At 57.4% G+C, this 26,691-nt stretch carries 17 protein-coding genes and 1 pseudogene; 6 read left to right on the top strand and 12 right to left on the bottom strand.

All coding sequences use genetic code 11. From position 1 onward, the window contains the following. Positions 1–7: 7 nt before the first annotated feature. The 3 genes from ACUIAI_RS00270 to ACUIAI_RS00280 form a co-directional block, all read right to left on the bottom strand. Positions 8–1,003, bottom strand: coding sequence for an ATP-binding cassette domain-containing protein (locus tag ACUIAI_RS00270; protein WP_445342235.1), 996 nt, complete (start codon positions 1,001–1,003; stop codon positions 8–10). After that, on the bottom strand, positions 1,000–2,235 hold the full coding sequence (locus ACUIAI_RS00275) for an FtsX-like permease family protein (RefSeq protein WP_445342236.1): 1,236 nt from the start codon (positions 2,233–2,235) through the stop codon (positions 1,000–1,002). Before ACUIAI_RS00275 ends, ACUIAI_RS00270 begins: the two co-directional genes overlap by 4 nt. Positions 2,236–2,336: 101 nt before the next feature. After that, a complete protein-coding gene (locus ACUIAI_RS00280; RefSeq protein WP_445342237.1) occupies positions 2,337–3,809 on the bottom strand; it encodes a DHA2 family efflux MFS transporter permease subunit in 1,473 nt (490 codons plus the stop codon). Positions 3,810–3,969: 160 nt separating this feature from the next. Here ACUIAI_RS00280 and ACUIAI_RS00285 point away from each other — a divergent pair, with 160 nt between their 5' ends. Together ACUIAI_RS00285 and ACUIAI_RS00290 are read left to right on the top strand one after the other, a co-directional pair. Next, positions 3,970–7,464 (top strand): SNF2-related protein, encoded by a 3,495-nt coding sequence (locus ACUIAI_RS00285; protein WP_445342238.1) that lies wholly within the window; start codon positions 3,970–3,972, stop codon positions 7,462–7,464. A 252-nt stretch (positions 7,465–7,716) separates the two neighbouring features. Further along, positions 7,717–8,487 (top strand): MIP/aquaporin family protein, encoded by a 771-nt coding sequence (locus ACUIAI_RS00290; protein WP_445342239.1) that lies wholly within the window; start codon positions 7,717–7,719, stop codon positions 8,485–8,487. Positions 8,488–8,569: 82 nt separating this feature from the next. Here ACUIAI_RS00290 and ACUIAI_RS00295 read toward each other — a convergent pair. After that, a pseudogene (locus tag ACUIAI_RS00295) lies at positions 8,570–8,740 on the bottom strand (glycerophosphodiester phosphodiesterase); the annotation flags it as partial. 419 nt (positions 8,741–9,159) lie between these two features. Here ACUIAI_RS00295 and ACUIAI_RS00300 point away from each other — a divergent pair. Next, a complete protein-coding gene (locus ACUIAI_RS00300; protein ID WP_445342240.1) occupies positions 9,160–9,927 on the top strand; it encodes a helix-turn-helix transcriptional regulator in 768 nt (255 codons plus the stop codon). A gap of 96 nt (positions 9,928–10,023) precedes the next feature. Here ACUIAI_RS00300 and ACUIAI_RS00305 read toward each other — a convergent pair whose 3' ends face one another. Both ACUIAI_RS00305 and ACUIAI_RS00310 read right to left on the bottom strand, forming a co-directional pair. Continuing rightward, the gene (locus tag ACUIAI_RS00305; protein ID WP_045934962.1) at positions 10,024–10,440 is read right to left on the bottom strand and encodes a hypothetical protein; all 417 of its coding nucleotides are present in this window, start codon (positions 10,438–10,440) and stop codon (positions 10,024–10,026) included. Between the two features lie 236 nt (positions 10,441–10,676). Beyond that, a complete protein-coding gene (locus tag ACUIAI_RS00310) occupies positions 10,677–15,668 on the bottom strand; it encodes a Spy0128 family protein (protein WP_445342241.1) in 4,992 nt (1,663 codons plus the stop codon). A 515-nt stretch (positions 15,669–16,183) separates the two neighbouring features. Here ACUIAI_RS00310 and ACUIAI_RS00315 point away from each other — a divergent pair. Then, positions 16,184–17,434 carry an MFS transporter gene (locus ACUIAI_RS00315; protein ID WP_445342242.1) on the top strand — a complete coding sequence of 417 codons (1,251 nt, stop codon included), beginning with the start codon at positions 16,184–16,186 and terminating at the stop codon, positions 17,432–17,434. A gap of 132 nt (positions 17,435–17,566) precedes the next feature. Here ACUIAI_RS00315 and ACUIAI_RS00320 read toward each other — a convergent pair whose 3' ends face one another. From ACUIAI_RS00320 to ACUIAI_RS00330, 3 genes are all read right to left on the bottom strand, one after another. Then, positions 17,567–17,932 (bottom strand): TIGR02328 family protein, encoded by a 366-nt coding sequence (locus tag ACUIAI_RS00320; RefSeq protein ID WP_445342243.1) that lies wholly within the window; start codon positions 17,930–17,932, stop codon positions 17,567–17,569. Between the two features lie 88 nt (positions 17,933–18,020). Beyond that, on the bottom strand, positions 18,021–18,761 hold the full coding sequence (locus tag ACUIAI_RS00325; RefSeq protein WP_015021283.1) for an SDR family oxidoreductase: 741 nt from the start codon (positions 18,759–18,761) through the stop codon (positions 18,021–18,023). A gap of 423 nt (positions 18,762–19,184) precedes the next feature. Next, positions 19,185–20,510: an MFS transporter gene (locus ACUIAI_RS00330; protein WP_445342244.1), complete on the bottom strand. Its 1,326-nt coding sequence runs from the start codon at positions 20,508–20,510 to the stop codon at positions 19,185–19,187. A 459-nt stretch (positions 20,511–20,969) separates the two neighbouring features. On the opposite strand from ACUIAI_RS00330, the gene ACUIAI_RS00335 reads away from it, so the two are divergent. Further along, positions 20,970–21,716, top strand: a complete 747-nt coding sequence (locus ACUIAI_RS00335; protein WP_445342245.1) for an SDR family oxidoreductase — start codon at positions 20,970–20,972, stop codon at positions 21,714–21,716. A gap of 18 nt (positions 21,717–21,734) precedes the next feature. Here the strand turns inward: ACUIAI_RS00335 and ACUIAI_RS00340 are convergent, their stop codons facing one another. Beyond that, entirely contained in the window at positions 21,735–22,355 is a 621-nt protein-coding gene (locus ACUIAI_RS00340) for an isochorismatase family protein (protein ID WP_254478070.1), read from the bottom strand. 426 nt (positions 22,356–22,781) lie between these two features. Here ACUIAI_RS00340 and ACUIAI_RS00345 point away from each other — a divergent pair, with 426 nt between their 5' ends. Then, a complete protein-coding gene (locus ACUIAI_RS00345; protein WP_445342246.1) occupies positions 22,782–23,474 on the top strand; it encodes a GNAT family N-acetyltransferase in 693 nt (230 codons plus the stop codon). Between the two features lie 32 nt (positions 23,475–23,506). Here the strand turns inward: ACUIAI_RS00345 and ACUIAI_RS00350 are convergent, their stop codons facing one another. Together ACUIAI_RS00350 and ACUIAI_RS00355 are read right to left on the bottom strand one after the other, a co-directional pair. Continuing rightward, complete coding sequence (locus ACUIAI_RS00350) at positions 23,507–25,774, bottom strand: ATP-binding cassette domain-containing protein (RefSeq protein WP_445342247.1); 2,268 nt, start codon at positions 25,772–25,774, stop codon at positions 23,507–23,509. Beyond that, positions 25,771–26,208 (bottom strand): MarR family winged helix-turn-helix transcriptional regulator, encoded by a 438-nt coding sequence (locus ACUIAI_RS00355; RefSeq protein WP_198178630.1) that lies wholly within the window; start codon positions 26,206–26,208, stop codon positions 25,771–25,773. The genes ACUIAI_RS00350 and ACUIAI_RS00355 overlap by 4 nt, the downstream gene beginning before the upstream one ends. Positions 26,209–26,691 lie beyond the last annotated feature (483 nt).

Genomic DNA, 26,691 nt, shown 5'->3' on the forward strand with positions numbered 1-26,691 from the left:
CTGAGGCTCAATCGACGATGAATCGGTCGTCGTAGGTGCCCTCGTCTACAGTGTCCGAACCGCCCGAGGTCAGGATGATCACGGTGCAGTCATGACGGCGGGAGACCCGCTTCAGGGTGGCCAGCAGGGTATCCCAGTCGCCCGGCTCCAGCCCTTCGGTGGGTTCGTCGGCGATGAGCACATCGCACTCGCAGCACAGGGCTCGGGCCACGGAGGCCAGGCGGAAGTCCAGGTGGCCCAGATCAGCGGTCAGTTTGTCCTGCAGACGCTCCGGGAAGCCGACCTCGTCCAGCAGTTGACGGGCCAGATTGTCCTTGGGGCCCAGGAAGGTGCGCCCGCTGGCATCCATGGTGTAGACAAGATTCTGCACAGCGGTCAGGTCGTGCCTCAGGGCATCGGTGCCAAAGATGGCCCCAATTTGGTGGCCGCGATAGTCGGAGGCCAGCAACTGGCGCAGATCTGTGCCCCGGAAGAGCACACTGCCCTGGGTGGGGGCGCGCAAGCCGGTCATCAAGGCCATCATGGCGGCCCGTACGGAAGGGGAGGTGGTCTCCACCGAGTAGATGCGGCGACGCTGGAATTCCAGATCGACATCGTCCAGGATCTGTTCGGGGCGACCCTGGATCTTGCGCGCGTAATCCACGTGCTTCAGGGAAAGCACCGGGTAGCCTCCAGGAACCAGCACCCGTTGGTCATCGGTATCCAACAGCGGGTCCTCTTCCTGATCGTCATCGGAATCTTCGGTATCTTCATGCTCGATGACCACTTTGAAGGCAGCCAGCGCGGCATCTTCTTCCGAAGAATCATCCTCCTCGGTCTTTTTGTCCGTCTGAGTGGTTGCTTCTTCCTCGGGTTCGGACATGGGTTCGGCGTTGGTGCTCTCGTCGGCTGTTTGCTCAGCTTCGGCCCTTGTCTGAGCGGCTTGCTTCTGATCGGTCTGTTTCTGATCAGTAGTTGCCTGGGACTCTTCGTCTGGCTGCTGGTCCGATGTCTTTTCGCTCATGCCTCGTCCTCCAGGTCGTTGGTGTATAGCTGGGCGGTTCTGAAGGCCGCTACTCTGGCGGCTGCTGCTAGAGCGAGGACCAGGCAGACGGCCAGGCCAATCAGGATTATCTTCCAGATCAGACCAGCATGAGGCATGCTGGCCAGGCTCCCCAGATGGAAGAGCGACCGCCCCAGCGGCCGACTGATCGCGGTGCCCAGCGCCAGGCCCAGGGCCAGTCCGGGCAGGGTGAGCAAGAGGGTCTCCAAGGCGAACTGCCAGCCCAGCCGGGCCTTGTGGACACCGATGGCGATGGCCATGCCGATTTCGTTGGCGCGGCCGTGCAGCATCAGAAATAGGCAACCCAGCAGAATCAGCCCGCCCAGCAGGCAGACCAGGATGATGACAGTTCGCGCCTGGTCGGCAGCCTGGTGGACCGGCTCCATCCGCCGCTGATAGTCCTTCAGGCTGGGAGAGTCTATGTCGTACTGCGAGGCCTTGAGCCCGTCCTTGCGTAGCTCCTTGATGAACTTTTGGTAGGTGCTCGGCGAATCCAGGACGAAGGCCACCAGCAGCTCATGGCCAGGGTCACCGGGTTTGCTTGCCGTATCCAGTCCCAGCATGGCAAAGGTGGGATAGGCCGTGTAGATGGCCCGGTTGGCTGCCTGGTCGGCGGCTTTGCGGTAGTGATAGATGCCCGAGACTGTCAGCTTGACCTGCTGATCCTGCTGGCGGGGATCCTTGATGGTCAGGGTGTCACCCACCTTGAGCTTGTTGGCCTGGGCCATCTGCTTGGAAATCAGTACGGTCTGGGTGCCGGAGGCATTCTGTGAGGCGTAGTCCAGCCCCTTGCCCTGGTCCAGCACGAAGGGGCCATGAGGCAGGGTAGGCTCAGCCTGTTTGTCGGAGACGCCCACCAGGGAGTAAGTGCCTGACTGGGTCAGTCCCTCCGGGTTGATGTCGGCGGTCTCATGGAAATACGCCTTGTACTGCATGCCATCCATCTGCAGGCGTTGGGCGTACTTGGAATACTCGTTCCAGCCCAGGGGGGAGACCTTGGTTCCCTTGCGCGGGCTGATGACGGCATCCACCTGTTGGGATTCGTAGTCTGTGGTACGTGCCTTGGTGTCAGCCTGGAGCACGGTGGCCGCTGTCGTGGCCAGCGCCGCCACGACCAGGCAGACCAGAACCATGACCAGGCTCCGCGCCGCATGCCGCCTGATGGTGAACCAGGCGTTCTTGAGAACGAACATGACACCCTTCCTGATAGCGTTCCAGGGATGACCGAGCGGCCCGCGATGGCGGGCCTTAAGTCCGGTCGCCGTCCTCCAGTCTAGCCAAGGACGTTCCCAAGCTAGCGGTGCGAACTTGGAGCTTGCTGAATGCCTCGATCGGCCTCCTGCTGGTCAGCGTGGGAGAAGTTGCGCACCTTCAGAGACACGGCCAGAGCAGTCAGAATCAGCACCAGGGTGAAGATCAATCCGTAGTGGGTGCCCTTGGTGAACGCCTGGGCTTTATCAACTCCGGCTGCCTGCCCCTCACCCATGGCCAGCAGGGAGGTGGTGATGGCTGTGGCCACGGCTCCTACGATCTGTTGCATGGTGTTGATGATAGTGCTCCCGTCGCCGGACTGCGGGCCGCTCAGAGAGTTGAGCGCGTAGGTCTGGGCTGGCGACATGGCCAAGGGGCAGCCGATCATGAGGATGATGTGTGCAGCCACCACCAGGGCCACAGGGGTGTGCGGGCCGGTGAACAGGAGGATGACCGTGCCAAGCAGGGCGACAAGGAATCCGCAGCGGACGGGAATTCGGGCTCCAAAGCCGTCATAGAGCCGGCCGGCGAAGGCTGAGACCAGGGCGTTGATGGCGCCGCCGGGCAGCATGAGGATGCCGGTCATGGCCACGGGCAAGAGCAGCCCACGCTGCAGGAACTGGGGCAGCAGATACATGGAGGAGAGGATGACTGCGAAGTCCAGCATGACCAGAGTGGCACCATAGCGGAAGGCTGGGATAGAGAAGATGCGTAGGTTGAGCACCGGGTGCTCTAAGCCAAGCTGACGACGAATATAGAGGACCAGCGCAACCAGGGCCACGACCAGGATGATCAGGGTGACCGGAGAGAGCCATCCGTACCGGCTGGCCAGGCTGACACCTGCTACCAGCCCGCCGAAGCCGACAATGGATTCCAGTATGGAGGCCAGGTCGGGCCGCTGGTGGGTGATGGTTCCCACGTTCTTCAGGAAGCAGACGGCGAAGATCAGAGCCACCACCAGGAAGGGGGTGAAGAACCAGAAGATCCAGTGCCAGGTCAGCTTGCCTAGGATGATCCCGGTCAAGGTCGGGCCGATGGCGGGAGCGAACATGATGACCAGAGCGCACATACCCATCACCGTTCCCAGACGGGCAGGCGGGAAGATCAGCATGGCCACGGTGAACATGAGCGGCAGGATCAGGCCCGTACCGATGCCCTGGATCAGCCGTCCAGTCAACAGGACAGGGAAGGTGGATGCCATGGCCGAGATAATCGAGCCCGCCAGGAAGGCGACCAGACCGAAGATCACGGTCTGCCTGGTGGTGAACCACTTGGAGATCAGGCTGGAGAAGGGCAAGACGATGCCGATGACCAGCATGTACCCTGTCACCAGCCACTGCACAGTGGCAGCGGGGATGTGAAAGCTCTCCATCAGGTTGGGCAGGGCGATATTGAGCGAGGTTTCGCTCAGCATGCCCACGAAGGCCCCGATCATCAGCGCGGCGATGGCCGGCCAGGGGTGGGGGACGGCCGGTCGTGACCGGTGAACGGAGGCAGAGGTGGACGTGTTTTGCACGATAATGATCTCCTTCTTCAGACAAACAGCACGCCATCTTAGGGAGGCGGCAATTTTTTCGTAAGTCGGCATGTCTACTCGCTTCGCCGAAGGCGTGCCGCGTCGAGATGGAAAAGGTTATGCTCGGGAATGGTCGTCAGAGATCATAAGGAGGGTGCGTGTGGATTGGCATGCAGCGGTCTACGGGTCAAGAGCCGTTGATTCAGGAGGACATGGCTTCTATGATCCGGGCGACGAGGAGGAGGGGCGGACCTTCGGTGATCCGGACGCCATCTCTGACGCTGCTCTGCGTCGATTGGGCGGCAAGGCCTACTTTCGTGCCCATCAACTGCTGGATGACCGCCGCTTTACAGACCTGCGCCTGCGACACCTGGGGGCTTTGACTGTTCTCAAAGGACGTGTGCCCGCCACCTATCAGCCGGATGGTGACTGCATGGTTCAGGCTCGGCTGGATGAGCAGGCTCATCGGGTCATTGACTCCTCCTGCACCTGCCGAGCCTTTGGGCGCCAGGGTCCCGCATGCAAGCATGTAGTCGCGCTGATCATGGCCTATAACGAGTCCAGCCAGGCGTTTACAGGATCGGATGACTGGACCGGCGACGAGGGTCGACCCCGGTCCGCCCGGTCGACCTCGGGACCCTTGGCAGCCTACATGCACCGGCAGGAGGGTCGGCGGCGGCAGGCCTTTCGTGACCGCCAGCTGAGCTTGCTCAAGCAGGAGAACGGACCAGTTGGAGGCCGTCACCTGCCCATCGGTTCGGTGGGACTGATCCCCGACCTAACCAGCGAGCGCGGAGGCTGGCTGGTCCGTCTGCATATCACCCTGTCCTCCCACGGGGTTGCCTACCTGGTCAAGGACCTGCCGGCCCTACTGCGCGCCGTGGACCAGGGCGAATTCATGTCTTATGGACGCCGTCTGGCCTTCATCCATTCTCGTGACACCTTTGATGATCGAGCCCAGGCTCTGCTGACCATTCTGGAAAGGGCCGGTGCCATCCGTCGCAGCCTGGTCGAACAGGAGGGGGGCGTGCGTCGCCGTCTTACACGTGCAGGACTGGCGGGAATCCGGCTTAGCGACGACGAGGTGACACAGATCCTCGATCTGTTTGTGGACTCCGGGCTCACCCTGGACTACACACCTCCCGAGGATTCCTTCCTGCAGACCATGCCTGCCCCGGTAGTTAACGGAGACCCGGACCCTGGCATCGCAGTCACCAAGGAGGCGGAAGGTTATCGGATCACCCATGCCTTGGCTGTGGAGCGCTTCATCGTAGGCCAGGCCCATTCCTTCGTTATCGTACGCCCCTCTCAGCCCGGCTTAGGGCTGGAATTAGGACCAGTCATCCACCGTTGCAGCGCGCGTTTCATGCGTCATCGGGATCTGTTGGAGACCCTCTGCCGCCCTGGCGAGGATCGGGATCTGCATCTGGATGCCGACGACCTGGATCTGTTCGCACGTACGGTCCTGCCCGACCTGAATCAGGGTGCCCAGGAAGGACCCGGGCTCTCCGCCACACTGCCTGAAGAGCTGGATGCCCGCCGACGGCCGCCCTGCAGGATCGAGCTTTACCTGGACAGGGATCAGCAGGGGGTCAGCTGTGATCTCAAGGCTCGCTATGGAGATCGTCTTGTGTCCGTCGGCGCTGATCCCGGCTCCGAGAATGAACCTGGCAGGGATCGGGAAAGCGAGTCTCTGGCCCGGCAGAAGGTTCGCCGCTATTTCCCCCTGATGGAGGAGGGATTGGCCCGCATCCCCGAAGAAAACGAGGATGCTATCCACACCCTGCTGACCCGGGGTCTGCCGGTACTTAAGGGTTTGGGACGGGTCTTTTCCACCCCGGCCTTCGACGGACTGAGCGTCATCTCCCATCCGCAGATTCGTGTGGGTGTGCGGGTGCGCTCCGGATTGGTCGAGATTTCGCCCATCGCGGATGAGGTACGGCCCGAGGAGGCCGCTGCCATTCTGGCTGACCATCGCCGTCGTCGGCGCTTCCATCGTCTGCGTAATGGGGCCTTCGTCGAGTTGGCTGATCTGAATACGGATGCTGTGGACACCCTGGCCCAAGACCTGGGCATCGACCCGGCTGATCTGGCCAAGGGGCCGGTCCGTGTGCCTGAGTTCCAGCTCGGCTACCTGGATGCGCTGGTACCCGAGCAGGACCGCGATTCCAGCTTCAGCGACTATATGAAGGAGCGCAAGCCTGACCCTCAGGGGTTCAGGGTCCCCGATGGGCTGCGCGGGCAACTCAGACCCTATCAGGTAGAAGGACTGCGTTGGCTATGCACCTTGAGTGACCGCGGATTCGGCGGCATCCTGGCCGATGAGATGGGCCTGGGCAAGACCATACAGATGTTGACCTACCTGCTCTCCCGTAAGGATCAGGCCAGGGATCGGAGACCTTCGCTGATCGTCTGTCCGGCATCCTTGGTCTACAACTGGGAGGCCGAGTGCCGTCGTTTTACGCCGGATCTGCGGGTGGCGGTCCTGGCCGGAGGGCGCAGCCAGCGTCAGGATCTGCTGGATCAGGCCAGGTCCTACGACCTGCTGATTACTTCATATGACCTGCTCAGGAGGGACCTGGACCGGTATCGGAGCCTGCCCTGGTATGCCTTGGTCTTGGACGAGGCCCAGTACATCAAGAACCATGCCACTAAGGCCGCTCGGGCCGTACGTGCTCTGGACAGTCTGCACCGGTTCGCTCTGACCGGTACACCCATCGAAAATCGTCTGTCTGAGCTTTGGAGCATCTTCGACTTCCTGATGCCCGGGATGCTGGGGCCCTACTCCCGATTCCGGGACCGCTTCGAAATGCCCATACTCAGCGGCGATCAGGATGCCCAGTCTCGGCTCCAGGCCCTGGTGGGACCCTTCATTCTGCGCCGGCTCAAGTCACAGGTGCTGACGGATCTGCCCGAGAAGATCGAAAACGTGATCAGCGTGCCCCTGCAGGGTCGTCAGCGCAAGCTCTATGCGGCCCTGGAGCAGGAGCTGAGGGCTACCCTCAACAAGGAAAGGGATCAGGAGTACGAGGTCGGTAAAATCCAGGTCCTGGCCCAGCTGACCAGGCTGCGGGAGGTCTGTTGCGATCCGCGTCTGGTCTACCAGGATCAGGGCCGGGACCGGCGTGGCGATTCGGCCAAGCTGGATGCCATCGAGGATCTGGTGGTCTCCTGTCAGGATGCCGGGCGCAAGATGCTGATCTTCTCCCAGTTCACCTCCTACCTGGACCTAATAGCTCAACGGCTCCGTCGGCTGGACGTGTCCTACGATCTGATCACCGGCGCTACATCCAAGAAGCGGCGACTGGAGCTGGTGGAACAGTTCAATAGAGATGCCACGCCGGTCTTTCTGATCTCCCTGAAGGCCGGCAATACCGGGCTCAACCTGACCGGAGCCTGTGTGGTGGTCCATGCGGATCCTTGGTGGAACGCCGCAGCCCAGGAGCAGGCCAACGACCGCGCCCACCGGATCGGCCAGACCCAGGATGTCAACGTTTACCAGATCGTAGCCAAGGACACCATCGAGGAACGCATCCTCAACCTGCAGCACAGCAAGAGCGACCTGGCATCGCGCTTTGTTGATTCGGCCGCCTCCACCGGTGCTTCCAGCGTGGCCAGACTGAGCAGAAAAGACCTCCTGGCCCTGCTGGGCTGATCCCGTATGACGCGAATCTATTCGAACCTAATAGTCAGTGGTCTCGAATGCGGTGGCATCATCGATGGCGAGGTCTTTGGGCCACGGTTCCGGTTATTCTTGATGCGGTAGTCAAATCGAAAGACTATGTGCATGAGCAGATTGACGGTTGTTCCACTGCGGGCTTGTCGGTTTGACAGCGTTCGATTATTCGGGTTATGGGAGCCTGGCCATTTTCAGCTCCTTTGATTATGGGAAGCTGGAGGAGAGAGCATGATCAGCGGCATGCAAATGTTCTGCTCAGAGTTCCTGGGCACGGCCCTTATGATGGCCATTGCTTTCATGGTCGCAGCCAGCAGATCGCTCCCCAAGACAGGGGCTTATCGAGCCGACTGGATCAACGCTTCACTGGGTTGGGGCCTTGCTGTCTATGTGGGCGTATATGTGGGGTGGAGAACGGGCGGCCATCTCAATCCGGCCGTGACCCTGGCCAGGGTGGTCGGTCACTGGATCGATCCGCAGGCGACCTTGAACGGTCTGGCCATGGGCAAGGGCGGCATTCCGGTCACCTTAGCGAATGTGGCCATCTTCATTTCCGCCCAGTTCCTTGGGGCTTTCTTTGGCACCTGTCTGGGCTATCTGGGCACTCGCAAGCATTTCGAGCTTCCGACCGATACAGATACCAAACTTATGGTTTTCTGCACCAAGCCGGCCATACGTTCAAATTTCTGGAATTTGACATCGGAGGCCATCGGCACGGGCATCCTGGTTACCTGGGTTTTTCTCAATGGAGGGACTCCTACCCAGGTCGGGCCCCTGGGCGTGGCTCTGGTCATCACGGTTCTGGTCATGGCCCTGGGTGGGGTTTCTGGTGCGGCTATGAATCCTGCACGTGACTTTTCCGCTCGATTGGCATACTGCCTTCTGCCCATGTCTGGCAGGAAGAACGCGGACTGGAGCTACGCATGGATACCCTTTGTTGGGCCGATCGTCGGAGCTTGCATCGGCGTTCTAGTCCCTGCCTGGATGGGGCTTTTGCCTTGATTGTCAGCTTGGAAAAGCCCCTGGCTCTGTCAGGGGGTTATTACGACAGGGCCGGGGGTCGAGTTAGTTGGGTAGCTCGAGCTCAGTAGCTGGCTGAGGTGGGCTCCTGGAAGCGGACTGTCAGTCCGCGGCCGTGGTGGAGGAACATCTCTGCACCGTGGCGGTCGACGTCGCGATGGGTGAAGAGCATGCGGATGGCGAATGCCGTCTGGGCATCATCGGGCAGGTCCAGGAAAGCCTTATGGGCATCCCAGCCATGAGTATTTGGTAGTTAGTTTTCCTCTTCGGGCTCCTCTGGTTAGTCATGTGCAGCTACAGCCCCCCCCCCCAGGTGCGGACTCTTTAAAAACATGCCAACGTGATGATAAAGACCTCTATAGCAGTGAGTCCTTTGTGAGGATACTGTCTTATGTAAAAGGCTTGTCTGAACACGTTTCTGGCTTAGCAGAATATTCTGTCTCTCTTTCGCAATAATTTGAAGTGCCCTGATGCTAACGCGATCGGTAAAGAGTTCGGTGAACTGAGTACGATTTGTATGTAGGTTGTGGGCAGGGCGATCCTGGACATCATGCTAGTCAACTGACTATGTTCCTGAAGGGGGAACATCAATGGTGATTAGTTCATGAATTGGCCGGTTCTTAGCATGTGCCTCATGAACAGGGGAAGGCTGATATGGGTAGTCGTATTGGTGGGGATGACCGGGGGGAGCGTCCTGGAACTGGTGACCAGTGGGGTAAAGATGAGCGATTTGTAGAATCTTTCAAGCCATTGGTTGAGTTTTTAGGAAGTGTCTGTGGACCGATGACTGAAGTTGCTCTTCATAATACAGTCGCACCTGGCAATCCTATCATCGCTATAGCCAATGGGGACGTCAGTGGTCGTCGGGTCGGGGTAGCGGCTACTGATTCCATGCCGGAAATTCTGCATCAGGGTTTGAAGGAGAGGCGCGATTATGTTGTTGGGTATGCAACGCATTCGGCCAAAAACGACCGGGACCTGATTTCATCAGCGTATTTTATACGGAGGGAAGGCAGGATTATTGGGATGTTGTGCATTAATACCGACCAGTCGGCTCTAGAGGATTTTCGTGCTGCGACTCAGGCCCTGCAGGGGTACTTCCCTCTTACGCAGCCTGCGGCTTCTCTAGGGCAGGCATATTCCTACTCTCAAGGCAATGGTAGCGACGGGGATGGCCAGCCAGACCGGGAGAATTTGTCTGCCTCAGTCGAGAGTATGGGAAAGCAGGTCATTTGGGCTATGGTAGCCAAGACTGGGCGGCAGCCAGATCGTTTCAATGCTTCTGAGCGTTTCGGCATTATCCGTGAGCTTGATAAGAGCGGTTATTTTCAGCTTAAAGGAGCGATTTCTGCGATTGCCGGGCAGCTCGGATTGGCTGATTCCTCTATTTATCGGTATTTGCATCGAATCCATCGTACTTGAATATTGCGCCTTGATCGTCGGCATGGAAAAGCCCCTGGCTCTGTCAGGGGGTTATTACGACAGGGCCGGGGGTCGAGTTAGTTGGGTAGCTCGAGCTCAGTAGCTGGCTGAGGTGGGCTCCTGGAAGCGGACTGTCAGTCCGCGGCCGTGGTGGAGGAACATCTCTGCACCGTGGCGGTCGACGTCGCGATGGGTGAAGAGCATGCGGATGGCGAATGCCGTCTGGGCATCATCGGGCAGGTCCAGGAAAGCCTTATGGGCATCCCAGCCATCGGCTGCGACAGCCTTGTTGGGTACGTAGGCATATCCATAGCCGTCTTCGTCCACGTAGCCCAGGAAAGGCAGGTCCCATGCCTGGTGGTAGCTCAACTGATTCTTGTAATCCTCGACCTTCTTAAGGGCCTCGTCGCTGATGCCGTACTTGCGGGCGACCTCGTTGGCCTTGGCCGTCTTCGCTGCGGCATCTTTTCCGAACATGGAAGTATCAACAACAATGACTGTATCGTCTGCCATGACTGACCTTTCTGTGTGACGGCCTGCACGTGTGACAATCGACATCATGACCGTGCAGGGCCATGACCATTTGGGTCGCCGTCCATCGTCGACGGTGACCCCTGGATGCAAGATTCCTTCCACTTGCAAGAATACCAAATTTCGTCTGCAGATAGGGGCAGGGAACCGTGAGGTTCGCCATAGGTGGCTGTCAGTAGTGAGAAACGTGTCCAGCTATGTTTTCATGCAGGGAACCATCAGCCCAGGTCGGTCTCTCGATCCCTGCGATGCCGAAGCAAGCACATCAGTGCCAGGCCGAGGACGGCAGTGCCGATAGTCAGTGCTGCAGGCATGACAATGTCTGAGCCGGAGTCGGCTAGGGATGAGGAATCCGTCGAGGACTTCGCTTGGTCATCAGAAGATTGGCTTCCTGGCAATGGTTTTTGGCTATTGCTGGTTTGGCCCAGTTCGCTGGATGCATGATCGGATTCGCTCGACTTGTTTGGTTCTACCGGCGGATTCGGCTTGTCATTTCCGCCTGAGTTGTCGGGCTTGTCGGCCTTGTTGGGCTCGCTAGGGTTGCCAGGATCGCCAGAGTTGTCGGGTCTGTCGGGCTTGTCAGGGTTGCCAGGCTTGTCGGGTTTGTCAGGCTCGCCAGAGTTGCCAGAGTGGTCGGGGTTGTCGGCGTTGCCTGGGTTATCAGTCTGGGCCTTGTAGGTGTTGGTGAAGGTGGGGTTGTTGCCGATGATGGTGACCTGGAGCTGGCCTTGGTGGTCGTCGGTGGCGTGGACGGTGATCTTGGGGGTGGACTGGTCGTAGGTGATGCCGGGGAGGCTGCCCTGGACCTCGTTCACGTAGTAGGTGTAGTCGCCGGGCTGGTCCAGGGTCTGGTCGGGGAATTCGACGGTCCCGTCGGCCTTGTTGGATGCTTCGGTCAGCGGCTCGCCGTCCTTGGACAGGCGGAAAGTGAATTCCCCGCCCTTCAGGCTCCGGCCGTCCAGGCGTTTGAAGGCGGTGATCTTCACTGTAGCCGAATGGGTCTTGTAGGTGTTGGTGAAGACCGCCTTGCTTATCTCCTGGCCCTTGTCGTCAGCCCACGTTGCAGTAGCGGTTCGGTACAACTGACCTGCATTGGTTTTCAGCGTGATGGTCAGTTTCGCGTTGCCTTTGTCATAGGTCAGACCAGGTAGGTTGCCGATTGCCTGGCTCACACGGTATTGGTAGGTGCCGTCACTGGGGAAGGCTTCCATCTTGACAGGCACTTGGAGTTCTTTATGATCGGCTGTTATATTGATATGTTCGGGCAGGGCCGTAGCCGGCGCTCCATTCACGGGCTCGACATTTAGTGTGAAGGAGTCACTGTTGAGCCAGTCTCGGCCTTGAAGCTGTACTTCGACGTCAGCTTTCACTTCATCGGTGCGCATCAGACCCTTCAGGCCGCAGTTGTTGAAGTCCTGGGATTGGCTGGCTGTGTCCATCTCCGCAGCCTGCTTGAAATCGTCCAGCTCGATGACGGCTGCTTTCAAGATCCCGTCCTCCGTAAGATCGTGGGCAGAAGAGTTCTCGCTCTCCGTGGCTCCGGCAGCTTGCGGAGTGGTGGTGTTTAGATGGCTCCAGTCAGTGCCCTCAGCCGGATCAAACCTGAGATGGAATTGTCCGGCAGGTATATTGGTCAGGTTGTACCTGCCCTGGGCATTGGTTTCCGTGGTCAGCTCATCATGGGGGGCTACAACCGATCTGACAGGATTATTCTGGTTGTCAAGCAGGGTCACCTTGACGCCGTTTAGCAAGGGGTCGTCGGCGCCGCGGATCCCATCGCCATTAAGGTCGTACCAGGCTATGCCGCTGACGGAACGCTGAGCCACTACGGACTGGGTGGACATTTGGTTCTGTGCATTGCCCCAGCGGTTCCGATAAAGATTGCCAGTGGAGCTGTTTCCTGGGTTTATATGGAAGGTGATGTCGCAACGGAACTGTCCAGGTTGTCCATCGACCATGAAAGCCCAGGCGGTCACATCTGGGGACATGCTCACTTTGCCTGTAGCTGGGTCCAATTCAGCCTCGGGCCAGTCTTGGAATTCACTAGGTGTTATGGAAGCGGTGTCGTTTACCTGCCATTTAGATTCTGTCGTGTAGTATATGTGGACATTTTTCAGATCGACCCCTGTGAGCTTCACACTCATATCGGCGAGAGTTGGACTACCTTGGAAGTCAGGTTTGCCAGGATTGCCGCTCGCATGAGAGTAGGGCATGATGTCGACGGCATAGTGATACTTCTTGCCACTATCGGCAGTATTGCTCAGCATGTTGGTGAAACCGATATGGTCGCCAGTCTCGTTGATGGCTTGCTGGGGCAAGGTGGACAGGCTGGTTGCGTTATTACGCACGGCGCGAATGGTCGATGTGCTGACAGTGTCCATGAACGAGCTGGGTTTGGACATGTTATGCTTTGATTGAACTTCGGCATGGGTCTTCAGATTCTCGTAGGGGCTGGCGACGTCTTTGCTTGGGTCGGTCTGGTCTCCGACGGAGGCTGAGAAGTAGATGACGTGGTTGCTACCATCTACAGGTATGTCGGGCAGTGTCCAGCTTAGCTTGGTCTCACCGGGGGTTTCGGTGGTGCTCACCGATGGTTCGCAGACTGTTCCGCCCTCAATATGTCCCATTTCAGGTGTGCCCTCGGTATAGGTGCCTCCCAGTCTGGCGCTGCCGGGGATGTAGTGAAGTTTGGCAGGCAGCACATCAGTGACGTAAAGATCGGTTTTAGCAGGCTTGTCGGCCTGGGAGGCCGAAGTGCCAGTGTTGATGGTCAGCCGCCAGTCGACATATCGCTGATCACGGTCTATGTCGAAGGATCCTTTGGGGTCGGAATTCGTGCCCATCTGTGCCACAGTATTGGAGATGGTGCTGGCTTCGCCGGCTACATAGAGGCTGTCACCGTGTTCGTTGCCTCCGGTGTCACCGCCTAGATAACCTTTGGTTTGATCATAGCGAGCCTTTGTATAGCCTCCAGTGGATGTTGCGAAAACGGGACTGCGATTTTGGGACAGCTCGTATGGATTCTGCTTCTCTGCCCAATCTTCCCAGTCCTGGTCGCTGGAGTTTACGGGGTCTAAACCGGCTAGGTCTGCCAGTTGGCTACGTGTGAAAGCACGTGAAACTGATGTCAGCTGGGCCACCGAGCCTTCTTTGGCATCGGCGCGCACGTTGATCACAAATCCGCCGAAGCCGTACCGAGGGTTCTTGTTGCTGTTGTTCTCGTCGTAGATGAAGCTGCTGGAGGCAGCGGTGCGGGCGCCCAGCAGTATGCCCACAATGGAGCCGTGCTTTCTCGCTTCATCTGGGGTTTTGTAGAAGTTCAGATCTTTCATGTCGGCGTTGGCTTGCTCCTGGTCGTTGTTCCAGGTTCCGCCGCCACGTTTGGTAGCGTACAAGACCATGGTCAGATTCTGGCAAGGGTTGCCGAAGGCGTTGTCTTGGCCATTCTGCCAGTCACCGTTGCCCTTCCAAGGCAGTCCCAGTTCATTGTGGTAGTGGTCATGGTCTTCCGGGACAGGGTCTGCAATAGTTCTGCATTGGCCCGACTGGTCCGGTTTAGGGGGTTCTTGGTTGGGGCTCGGCAGCTCGAGCACATTTGGATCGATTTTGACCAAAGACATTGCCAGCAGGGGCAGATCGGCCTTGCTGGTTTTGGCGTTGAAGCCAGCCATAATCCGCACCTGGGTTCCTGCTAGTGCTGAGTCGGTCCCTTGCTTGTTGTCGGGAGCGTTCCACCAACCGCAATCTACGCCGTTATCAAAGTAGTTGGGCAAAGACATGCAACTGTATTGAATGATGTTGCTGATGCCGGGCTGCCAGGTTTCGGAGCCCTGTGCGAAGATGACATTGTGCCACTCATCATCGGATTGGTCGGCCTGGTTTGACACATCCTTGGTGTCAGAAACCGCAGGCAACTGCTGACCAGAGATAGAAGTCGCCCCTAGCCGACCGTCATTGACTTGGCTCTGCAGACTGAGGCCGGACTGGCCATAGTAATTGGCCACATCCTTGCCTTGGACGGTAGAAGGGTTGAAAACGTAGAGGTAGCCAGTGGAGATCTCGGCCACTTCCACCTGTGAGCAATCGGTTGAGGCTAAGATTGTCGTGCATCTATCTGTGGCATAGGTATGTCCAAATTTGGGGAAGGGATCATTCGTCCGGTAGTCTTCTACGGTGAAATCCAGCACGAGACCCTGATCGCTGCGGTGTTCTGCTACAGTGTATTTACCATTGCCTTGGACGCGGTCTTTCCCGGCTTGACCTCCCGTAGAGCGGGCGTAGTCATAGTTGTTGAAAGAGGGGCTCCAGCCCTGGTTGATGGTGTTGCGTCCACTGTTGTTGAAGTCGCCGTCAATGGTGCCGATGTCCCAGAAGTAAGGCTGAAGGTCCTTGATCTTGGGAAATACCTTTCCGCCGCTGGTCTGCCAGAGGTTGCTCAAAGAGATGGAAAAGGTTATGGGGCCGGTGGGCACTTCCAGGCCCTTGAGGCCCTTGGATCGATCAGGCCAGCGCATGTCGACTGCCCAGTTGAATTTGCTGATGATCCCCTTGCTTTTGCCCAACTCATGATTGATGTAGTTATGGGCCTCTGTGGTGTCGAAGTCAAAGGTTTGATTGCCGGAGCCCTCATTGGTTCCGCCAGTGATTCTCAGGTTGAGGTTGGGCTTGGCTGACACGGTCACCGAATCTGATGCAGCTGAAGCCGGTTCGGTCCTGGTCGTGGGATCGGGGGCACACCACGCCTGGACCTGGGGGGCGAAACTGCTGCCATTGGCCATGTTTCGAACCTGGAGGACCAAGGAGACGCTCGATGTGCTTGGAATGACGATAGCCGAGTTCGATGTCGCGGTGAGCAGTCTGTAAACGGTAAGCACCTGAGTGGTTTGACCGTTGATGCTTTTTTGTTCCAGCTTGGGCTCATAGCCGGGCGTATTGTCTATCCATGGCATGGAGTCCTGATCAAAAGCGATCAGGTCCTTAGGTTGGTTCAGCGTGAATTGAAAGCCTATCCGAGCCTGTCGGTAGGTCGTGTCGTCCAGTGAGTTCACAGAGAAGGTAAAGTCATATATCACCGTATCGAAAGAGCGCACGATGCCATTGTCCGCATCGCGGTCATCGCCGGGGTCGTTGTCTTTGTCAAAAGGGGCGGTGCCGGTACTGCGGGAGGTCTGTTTTATTGAGGTGACTCTGGCATTGTCGGTATCCAACATGTTGTTGAGGGTCGATCTGCCGCTCGTTGTGCCTGGTTGTATGGGTGCAACCTGGTTAGGGGAAGTGGATCGGGCTGTGTTGGATTTGGTTGTGTCTGACTGTGGTGCCGGAGTTTGAATGGCTGCCGTAGACTGGACTCGATTGCTCTGGTCTGAAGTCTTTCTGTTATTTCTGACATGCTGTTCGTGCGTTGTAGCCGATGTCGATGTGGAGGTAGTGGCCTGGGTATCTGCTGTCCGCCCGCCATCTGCTATAGCCATTGTGGGCACCAGCATGGCCATGGCCATCAGGCCGGCGAAGAATCTACCGCTCAAATTACCCTTTGCCACATTTCTCCTTTTGTGCACCGACAGCCATCTGGGGGGCGTCCCCGTCCAGGTCATCCGGTCGACTATGTACGATGTTCTTAGGTCCGTTGATAAGCCAGTATACAGAGCTATTGGTTAAGATTCCCTACTAATGTGAGCCTCCGGAGAAAAGGGTCGACCATGGACAGAATAAGGAGGAGGGTCACATGATTGAACGGAATCATAGTGAACCTTCAGCGGCCTGTCCTCCAGGTCACGGAATGCGCGAGCGCTTGGCCGTTTACGGGTTCTTCATCATCATGGGTATTGGTACATCGGCCTGGATTTCTCGACTGCCCACGGTCAAGGCCAGTCTCGGTCTGCAACCTTCGGGCTTGGCTCTGATGACCATCCTGGGCGGATGCGGCGCTCTGGTCGGCATGCTGGTCTCGGGAGTGTTGACTGATCAGCTGGGCGTGCGCCGGGCCATGCTGCTGGCAGCCTCGACCTGGTGCCTGGGCATGGTGATCGCGGCTCTGGCCGTCACTTTGCGATCAGTGCCGGGGGTGATCTTAGGGCTGCTCTTCAATTCGGCGGGGATCAGCCTCTGGGGAACGGTCAACACCGTTGAGGCCGGTGCAGTGGAGCGATTCTCCTCCCGGTCTATAATGCCGCGCTTCCATGCCTCATATAGTCTGGGCATGTTTCTTGCGCTGGGGCTGGGCTCGCTTCTGTCTCATCTGGGCGTGCCCATAGGCGCGCATTTGGCGGTCAATGCACTGACCAGCCTGGTCCTGGTGGCCGCCTGTGTTCTGCTCTGCCCGGCTCAGCCTCTAGGGGACTACAAGGGCAGTGCTGACGGCAAACGTTCGGATCGTCATGCTGATTCAGGACGATCATCCGCCTTCAGCAGGCAGTTAGCGGCTTGGGGTGATGCCTTGGTGCTCATCCTGGCCCTGATCAACGTGGCTCTGGAGGCCAGCGAGGGTGCTGTCAACGACTGGAGCGGGATCGGTCTGGTCGATTCCTTCGGTGTCCCCGAGTCTCAAGCCGGTCTCGCTCCCACGATCTTCGCTGCAGCCATGATCGTCTCAAGGCTGCTGGGTACGCATCTGATTGAGTGGCTGGGGAATATGCGCTCGCTGGTCCTTACCCTGCTGGTTTCGGCTCTGGGTATCCTGGTCTATGCTCTTTCCCCCTCTTTCGTGCTCAGCCTCGTGGGTACTGGAATTTGGGGTGTCGGAGCAGCTCTGGGCGTACCCATCGTCACTACTCTGGCAACCAAGGATCCAGCCATGGCGGCTCAGCGAGCTTCGGTCATCTCCACTGCTTACTACGGGGTCTCTTGGATCATTCCTCCGGCTATCGGATTTTTGGCCGACCACACAGGCGTCAGGCCGGCGTTGATCCCCTTGGCACTCTTGCTGGCGGCGGTCACCCTCCTGGTGCCTACGGTGTCCAGGCTTACTCGGGAATGATGCGCTTGCATTGGCGAAGAGCGCTCTTTGGGTAGATGCTCGGATTCAAACAGCCCTTCCCCAATATTGCCGTACACGTCAGTGAATTTCATGGCTGCAGCAGTCGGCCGGCACCGGCTCTGGTAATCGGCCTTAGGGCAGATGGATGCCCTTCCCCGCCAGGTTTTCCAAGCACTCCTGCAGATAGGCTGCATTGTGCTCGGGATAGATGGGGTCCGTTAACGGCACTACAGATAGATCCTTGTAGGGCGGGCAATGTCTGCCGCGGTAAAGCGGATCATACCAGGCAGGATCAGGATGGTAGTCGCGCTCGCGCATCGTTGACATGACCAGCAGATGAAATTGGAAGAGCTTGTATGGGGAGTAGTGGAAGACATAGTCAACAGTGGCGTGCCGTCTACCCCAGCCCAGGCCCCGCAGCGCGGTGATCTCCCGATGCTGACCCAACAGCTGCTGTCTGGGAAGCAGTCGAATCAAATCCTGATGCCACAGTCGCATAATGCCCCCTCCTTCAGCCTAGCCGCTTGCATTACTGTAAAGCAGACTGGCGGAAGAAGGGGTTTCGGTAATTCTTTACTGGAATTGCTTACTGGGCGATGAATCCACCGTCCACAACGAATTCGGCACCCAGTGCGAACTTGGATTCGTCGCTGGCCAGATAGACGCAGATCTCGCCAATGTCCTGGGGCTCGCCGATGTGACCCAGGGGGGTCAGCTTGCTCATCCTGTCCTCAAGGCTTTGGCTGATCAGAGGGGTCTTGATGAATCCGGGATGGACCGAGTTGATGCGAACACCATAGTTGTTGTTGGCGGAATCCAGGGCCGCGGACTTGGTCAGCAGCCTGGTGCCGCCCTTGCTGGCATTGTAGGCTCCGGCTCCGCTCAGGCCTACGAAGCCCTCGATGGAGGAGATGTTGATAACGGATCCGCCGCGGCCCTTCATGACCCGCATGCCATGCTTGGTGCCAAGGAAAGTCCCGTTCAGATTGATGGCGATGACCTTTTTCCAGTCCTCGTAGCTCTCCTGGTCCATAGTGGCCCCGCTGCCGCCTATGCCGGCATTGTTGACCACGGTGGTCAGCTGACCCAATTCCTTTTCAACAGTGTCGATGGTGGAGACCCACTGGTCCTCATCCGTCACGTCCAGGGTGTGGAAGACGACCTGCCCGGGGTGCTCCTGCATGAAGCTGCGGGAAGCATCGCTCTCCTTGATGTCGGTAAGGGCCACCTTGGCTCCTTCGCGGACGAAGCATTCGGCGATGCCCACGCCCATGCCACCGGTTCCTCCGGTGATGATGGCTACCTTACCTTGTAGTCGATCAGTCATATCCACTCCTTTATAGAGATGTGCTGTCATATTCCATCCTATGGGATGGCATGCCCACGGTGGTGACCGACGTACCGATTATCCTGGTTTCGTTATTTCTCCGAAGTTGTCCATGAGGGGCCAAAAGTTCTGCAGGGGTTACAGTCGATTCCCCGCTGAAACAGTGCGCCTGTTCTGCTGACTGGGCATGTTCGGATGTCGAGCAGATGGCGGTAGAGCCCGTGATCCATAGGTCGGTCAAGACCGAGGTCGGTGATGGTGATGGGCATCCGGTCATTGCCGTCCGGCCCTGCTTTCTTCCCGGCATACGATGGGCCCTATAGCGGTGACGGGGCCCAGGTAGTAACAGCTGCGGTCTGCCGTATCCTGTCAGCCCATGATGCAAGGTGGAATGTTGCGCAGGCTGCTGGTTGCAAGGTTCGGTCAGTTGGTTTGATTAGCTGACTTGCGCGTCCCCTTCAGTGGGATAATGCCCAGGAACAAGGCTGCAACCATGATCAGGATGCTCAGACCGAACATGATGATGTAGCCGTGGGGCTGGTCAGCTATGGCGCCCCAGAAAAGAGCGGCGAAGGCCGAAGCCAGGGAGCCCACCATCTGAATGCGGGCGTAGATGTTGGTGTAGTCATGCGAGCCAAAGACTGCTGTAACCAGAATGGGTGTCTGCACCGTAGTGCATGCGTAGACCAGACCGAAGGCGAAGGCTCCCAGCAGGAGGAGCGCAGGCAATCCGGGGAAGGCGACCATGAGGCAGACGCCGAGAATGCCGCCGCCGATGCCCAGGCAGAGCCCGCCCACGATGCTGCCGTCGTTGACCATGCCCAGGATGACCTTGCCGATAGCCTGGCCGGCCATGCAGGAGGAGGCTATCAGGCCTGTGTAAGCCGCCATGGATGGCAGGGATGCCGCATAGGAGGGCAGGAACTGGTAGATGGTCTGATTCATGGTGATCAGGCCGCAGAAGAGCGCCAGTGCCCAGAAGGCAGGGGAACGCAAGGCCTGGGAAGCGGTCATGCCCACAGTCGACGCGGCAGGCTCTGGGCTCTTTTTGTCTTTACTTCCGGTGTCTGTGCTGTTGGAGGTAGCCTCAGCTGCAGCAGGCTCCTGGTCGGCGGCGCCGTAGGGATGCAGACCCATTTGTTCGGGCGTGCCGCGAATGACGAAAATGGTGAAAGGCAGGGTGATCACCAGAATGAGAATGGCAAAGACCAGGTATCCTCGCCTCCATCCATCAGGGGCGGATCTGATGATCATGGTGCCTATCTGGTTGAAGATCACGCCGCCTATGCCGGTGAAGGCCATGCATAGGCCGATGAAGAACCCGACCCGTTTGCGGAACCAGGCGTTGATGAGCGTGGGGACTGACAAATAGAGGATGGGCGGCATGCCTATTCCCAGAACCACTCCGCATAGATAGAACTGCCACATGGCGGATGATCGGGACATGCCAAGGCAGCCCAGTCCGGCAAGGATGGTGCTTGCCGTCAGGACGATGCGCAGATCGTAGCGGTGCATCAGCCATCCCGCCACCGGCAGGAAGATGACCATGGTGATGCTGAATATGCTGAAATACCCCGTGAATGCAGCCTTGGGAACATGGAAGTAGTTGCTAACAGGAGTGAAGAAGATACCTGCGCAACTGCATACCAGCGATACTGGGATGGCCGTGAAGACAATGCCCGACAGCACGATCAGGTACGGATAAACAGCCTGTTTTGGTGATGAGGGCTGTGTCGGTGTGGTCGACATAACTGCGACCTTCCTCTTATGGGATCGTGGCTAGCCAACTGCTGCTTGGTTTGTATGCTCCCATTGATTTGCGGTTTGTCTGCTCTGAATGTCCACTATGGGAAATTTAAGAACTGATTGTAGTTCAATATTTGACCCTAACCTATCGTTACAATGCATATTAAGACGATGCAGATTAAGTAGTTTTGCGTCACTGCCGTTTTTACCTCTTGCAATAGGGCGATCGAGCCCGCTTTTGGCTGGCATCCGCCTTTCTTCGTAAATAACTGCGTCGATTCTCCATATACCGATGCTGGTGCGGTCCTAACTGATCTGTTCTTCTCAGAAGATTCAGCTTTGTACCACGCGCACTTAGTCATGGTTGTCGATATGGACTTGGTTGTAGCAATGACTTGCACCTCCAGCGACTCGAGGTTGTACCATCAGGCCGACTACAGATTAATGAAAGGTGGGGCTGTTATGAGTGTTGCGGATAAGACAGTGCTGATCACCGGAGCCTCTTCCGGCATCGGAGAGGCCACAGCGAGGCTGTTGGCACAGCGAGGGGCCAAGGTGGTGCTGGGCGCTCGCCGCAAGGATCGGCTGGATACAATCGTCGACGACATTGTTCAGGCTGGTGGCCAGGCGGCTTCCATGGCTCTGGACGTGACCGATCGTCAGGCCAATGAGGACTTCGTGGCTTTTGCCAAAAGGCAGTTCGGCGGGGTGGACGTGGTATTCCTCAACGCCGGGCTCATGCCCAACTCACCCCTGTCGGCCCTGCATGTGGACGAGTGGGACCGCACTATTGATGTCAACCTGAAGGGCGCATTGTATGGCATTGCTGCGGCTTTGCCGGAATTCATCGGGCAGCGTCACGGGCAGTTCATCACCACCTCTTCGGTTGCTGGGCTCAAAGCCTATACTGGCGGAGCTGTCTACGGGGCAACCAAGTGGGGCCTGCGTGATCTGATGGAGGTGCTCAGGATGGAGTCCGCCCAGGAGGGGACCCATATTCGCACCTCTACCATTTATCCGGCGGCCATTCGAACCGAGTTGCTGAACACCATCACAGACAAGCGGACCCTGGCTGATATGAACAAGACCTACGACAGCTACCAGATTGATCCCGAACGGGTGGCCCAGGTAGTGGCCTTCGCTATCGATCAGCCTGAGGATACCAATGTATCGGAGTTTACTGTAGGCCCTACCATCCAGCCCTGGTGAATTCCTCTGTCGCTGCCCTTAGTCGCTGCTGGAGGAAAGCAGACGAATGCCTGCTTGGGCCATGGCCTTTCGAGCCTCAACGCCCTGATCCTCGCTGACCGGGACAGTCAGATCCTCGAAGACCGTGACCCGGTAGCCCAGTTTTGCGGCATCCAAGGCCGTCTCCTTGACGCAGTGGGATTCGGCGATGCCGACTACATCCACCTGATCGACTCCTGCTTGTGCCAGGGCATCGGCCAAGGTGACTCCAGCTGACTTGGCGGCAGCGAATTCCTCCCTGCTCTGGATTCGATCAGTGTTGTCTTCGATGCCTTCGAATCCGGAGTAGGCGGCGGAATACTGACCCTTTTTGAAGTGATGGGTGATGCCCAGCTCCCGAATACTGGGATGCAGCTCCGCCCCGGGTGAGCCTGCCACGCCGTGCTTGGGCCAGGTGTCCACAAAATCCGGGTGATCGGACCAGTGGGATCCGGGTTCGATGTGCCAATCCTGGGTGGTGGCCATGTAGGTATAGTCCCCGGCATGGTCGTGGACATAGTCGGCGATTTTGTCGGCCGTGGCGTTGCCTCCCTCGACTCCCAGCTCACCTCCTTCGCAGAAGGTCGGTTGAACATCCACGACGATCAAAGCCTTGGACATAGTGATCACTCCCTTGGTCGATGCTGACGGTAGGCAGAGGAAATACCGGTTGAAGCTCCTCGATCATTTCTTCTTACGTATTAGTTTAATTCTCGCAGGTGAGTCGGTCCTCCAGGTTGAGTGCATGTGGACAAATGTGGCGGCGGATCAGCATCTTGCGCACAAGACGATAAGACAAGTAGCGAAGGAGGACAAATGTGGTTGCGCGAGGCGGATTCATACGGACTTTTGGGGTGTTTACTTGGTAGTCTAAGTGCCAGGATTGTACGGAGTTATAGCTGATGCTTCTGGGGCTACCTCTTTCGTACGTGACAGAGCGGGCATCGTTCCAAGGGAGGAGATGCGGGTATGAGGATCAATGAGTTTGGGCAACCTATTGGTGATGCGATTTCGTTTCCCGGGGCCATTACGCCGGAGCCTGTCATCTTGACTGGCAGTACTGTTCTGGCAGTGCCCTTGGACGGCAACCAGGGTGATGCCTTCTATGAACGGATTTTCAGTCCAGAATGCGACAAAGCCATCATGACCTATAGCACTCACGATCTCTACCCTGATAGACCATCATTCGACTCAGGGTTCGAATCCATGATTGAAAGTCGCAATCCTCTCTTCTTTGCTATTCTCCGCAATCCGTCTGCACATGGACTCAGTGTCGGTCAGTCTGCAGATGGAAAGGATGCGGATATACGGAAGCATGTGAAGCTTCTTGATTCGTCGGATCTGTTGGGTATGTATGCCTTGCAGCGGATAAGGTCCGACGTGGGAAGCATTGAGATGGGGCACGTTATCTATACCCATGAGTTGCAGAGAAGCAGGCAGGCTACCGAGGCCCAGTATCTGATGGCTAGGCATGTCTTCGAGGACTTGGGCTATCGCCGATACGAGTGGAAGTGCGACAGCCTCAACGCGCCCTCACGGGCGGCAGCGCTGAGGCTGGGATTCAAGGCTGAAGGCCGGTTCAGGAACGATATGGTCTACAAGGGCCGTACTCGGGATACGGATTGGTTTTCCATATTGGACAGCGAATGGCCGGCAGTGAAAGAGCGGTTGGAGACCTGGCTGGATGATGACAATTTCGATCAGCAGGGCAGGCAGAAGCGCCGTCTGCAAGATTGCTGAACTATTGCTGATCTGACTGCAACCCCTTATGGTTACACTGCGGCATCTTTGAAAAAGCCGAAATAGGCATTCATGGCTCGGGCTGTAGGAGTGTCATTGCGGCGCATCAGCGCAAGCGGAGTTCCTTCAAATAGCACTTTTCCGCCCGCGCTTCCGGCTCCCGGGCCCATATCGATCACCCAGTCGGCCTGGCCGATGAAGCGCAGGTTATGTTCTATGACGATGATAGTGAGTCCTTTGTTGGTGATGAGTTTACGTAGGAGCGCAATCTGCTGCAGGATATTGGATTCATGCAGGCCGCTGGTAGGCTCATCCAAAATCAGGGTCTCATGAATTCCTTCCTTGAGTAGTCTGGCCAGCTTGAGGCGTTGCAGCTCACCGCCCGAAAGCGTATCAAGAGCCTGCCCAACGGATAGGTAAGACAGACCCACATCCTCCAGGGCCTTCATAGCTGGCCCCAGCACTTCACGATATTGGTGCATAGCCTCGCTGGCAGTCAGTTTCAGCACCTGGGCGATGTTGAGACCACGGTATCTGGCAGACAAGGTCTGCGTTGAATACCTGGTTCCATGGCAGCTTTCGCAGATAGTGCTGGTGTCGCCCATGTAGGCAATATCCAGGGTGACGACCCCCTTGCCCTTGCAGACCGGACAGGCTCCGGCAGCGTTGAATGAGAAGAGCGAGGGGGACTCGCCTGTGGCCTTGGCAAAGGCCTTGCGCAGCGGGTCGAAGACACCCAAGTAGGTCAACAGGTTGGAGCGTCCGCTGGTCTTGATTGGTTTCTGATCCAGGAGTAAGGCCTCATGTTGAGCCATGAAGCCTTCCTTAATAAGGGTGCTCTTACCTGAGCCGGCCACCCTGGTCACCACAGTCAGCATTTGCCGGGGTATCTTGGCGTGGGCTTCTCTGACGTTGTGGGCAGTGACCTTGTCTATTGTATAGAAGCCATGCGAAGGCACCGATGGTTCATTTACCACGCCTGGATCTGCCAGGGCTCTGCCAGTTGCTGTGCCGCTTCTCAGCAGAGACTGATAGTTCCCTTCAAAGACGATCCGTCCGCCTTCACTGCCTGCCCCTGGCCCCATATCGACGATATGGTCCGCAATGGCGATGAGCTCGGGGTCATGATCCACGATCACTACCGTATTGCCCTTGTCTCGCAAGCCCTCAAAGATTTTCTTGATCCCAGTCAGGTCATGGGGGTGCAAGCCAACGCTTGGCTCATCGAAGATGTAGAGGACGTCATTCAAGGGGCTGTTCAGGCAGTTGGCGATTTTCAGACGCTGTCCCTCTCCTCCGGAAAGTGTGGAGGTGCCACGCTCCAAACTCAAGTAGCCCAGACCCACCGTTATCAGATTGGCTATCTTGCGTTTCAAGTCCTGCAGAATGGTCTCAGCCTGATCGTCATGAATCTTTCCAAGCCATTCCTGGAGGTCTGCCACGCTCATGGCGGAGCAGTCAGCTATGTTCAGTCCGCGGATCCTGGCTGAGCGCACCTTGGCGTTGACTCTGGCCCCCTGGCAGTCGGGGCACTGGGTGATTCGCGTAACCTCCTCCAGCTCATGCTGGTACTTGTCGTTGCTCTGGTTGATGAAGGTCTTGGTGATCCTGGGCACCAATCCCTCATACATGGCTGTCTTGTGCCAGTTGGGGCCAGGGTGTGCCGGTTTTTGCCTCTTGCCGTAGAGCAGGAAGTCGAGGTCATCTCTGTCCCACTCCTGTAGAGGCAGGTCGTTGTCAAAATAACCTGAATCCGTATACCTGGTCAGCCTCCAGCCGCCTGGCTGGAAGGTGGGAAAGTAGATGGCTCCCTGGTTCAGCGAGAGATCCATGTTGAGCAGGCGATCAAGCACCAGAGTGCGCACAGTTCCGAGTCCCTGGCAGATCGGGCACATCCCCGCAGGATTGTTGAAGGAATATGTCATGGAGTACCCGATGAAGGGCTGGGCCATACGGGAGAACAGCAGGCGCAGGGCAGTGTAGATATCAGTGTAGGTGCCTACGGTTGAGCGAGCATTGCCCGAGAGCTGCTTTTGGGTTACGACAATGGAGAAGGGCAGGTTGTCGATTCGGGCGACTTCCGCAGGCTCATACTTGGGCAGGAGCTGCTGAATGTAGGAGCTGTAGCTGCGATTGATCATGCGCTGTGATTCGGCTGCCAGCGTGGAAAACACAAGAGACGACTTTCCTGAACCCGACAGGCCGGTGACCACGGTGATGGCCCTCTTGGGTATGGCCAGTGAGACTTGTTTGAGGTTGTGCGTGGAGGCCCGATCAATAAGAATGCACTCGGTCCTCATTGGGCGACTCGCTCCTGGCGTAGCTTGTTGATAAGCCTGTTGGCAAGAGTAGCGAACTCTTCCTGTTCGTCTTTGGACCAGACCTGTCGGGCATCTTCCTCAAGGGTTTTATGCTGTTGATCGATGATGTCAAGCATGTCCCGGCCATCCTGGGTCAGATTGGTCTCCAGCTCTCGCCGGTCGTGGGCGTCAGGCACCTGCCTGATGTATCCGAGATCGCGCAGAGTGCTGAGGTTCTTGGAGACCTTGGATCGGGTTATGCCGAGTCGCTGACCAATCTGTGAGGGCGTGGACGCTCCTGTGCGCAGAACGGTGAGGATGTCGAACTGTTGCCAGGTGATGTTCCCCGGGTTGACCCTGTTGCGCTCTGCTACGAATTCGCACTGCAGATACATGAGAGCATCGTAGAGGGAGGACGGATTATTTGATTTCATTATAGAAACTATATCATATCGGAAACTATCTATTACCCGGATAGCTTGCTTTTCTCTGAATTCGTTCTTGTCTGACTGTATTGACTGATGAAGCCACGTCTCAGGAGGTTCAATATTGGCCTTGTGTTGTTGAAAGAGCTTCTTGCATGAGAGTAGGCGTGTGTCTGCCTGGTGGATCCCTTGATGCGGTTTAGCAATTTTCTCTGTTGGCCGCTCCAAGGTAAAGGAGGTCTATTGGACTAAAGGCTCGTGATTTGTTGACAGCGGCGGTGGGATGGAGTGTCAACTTATCATCCTATCAGTATTGCTTAGTCAATCGGCTATGCAGAACGACGATACTGAGGCCTAAATGCTAGGTAAACCAGCATGCCCACCGGTCGGAAAGGCTGAGCTAAGGCTCTTCTTTTGCTCGAGCCTCCTGTATTAAGAACGTTGATGAATAGGTTCTTGTATTTCCTTGATTTGACAGCTAGGCTTTCTTCG

The sequence above is a fragment of the Bifidobacterium sp. ESL0827 genome, assembly GCF_052606685.1.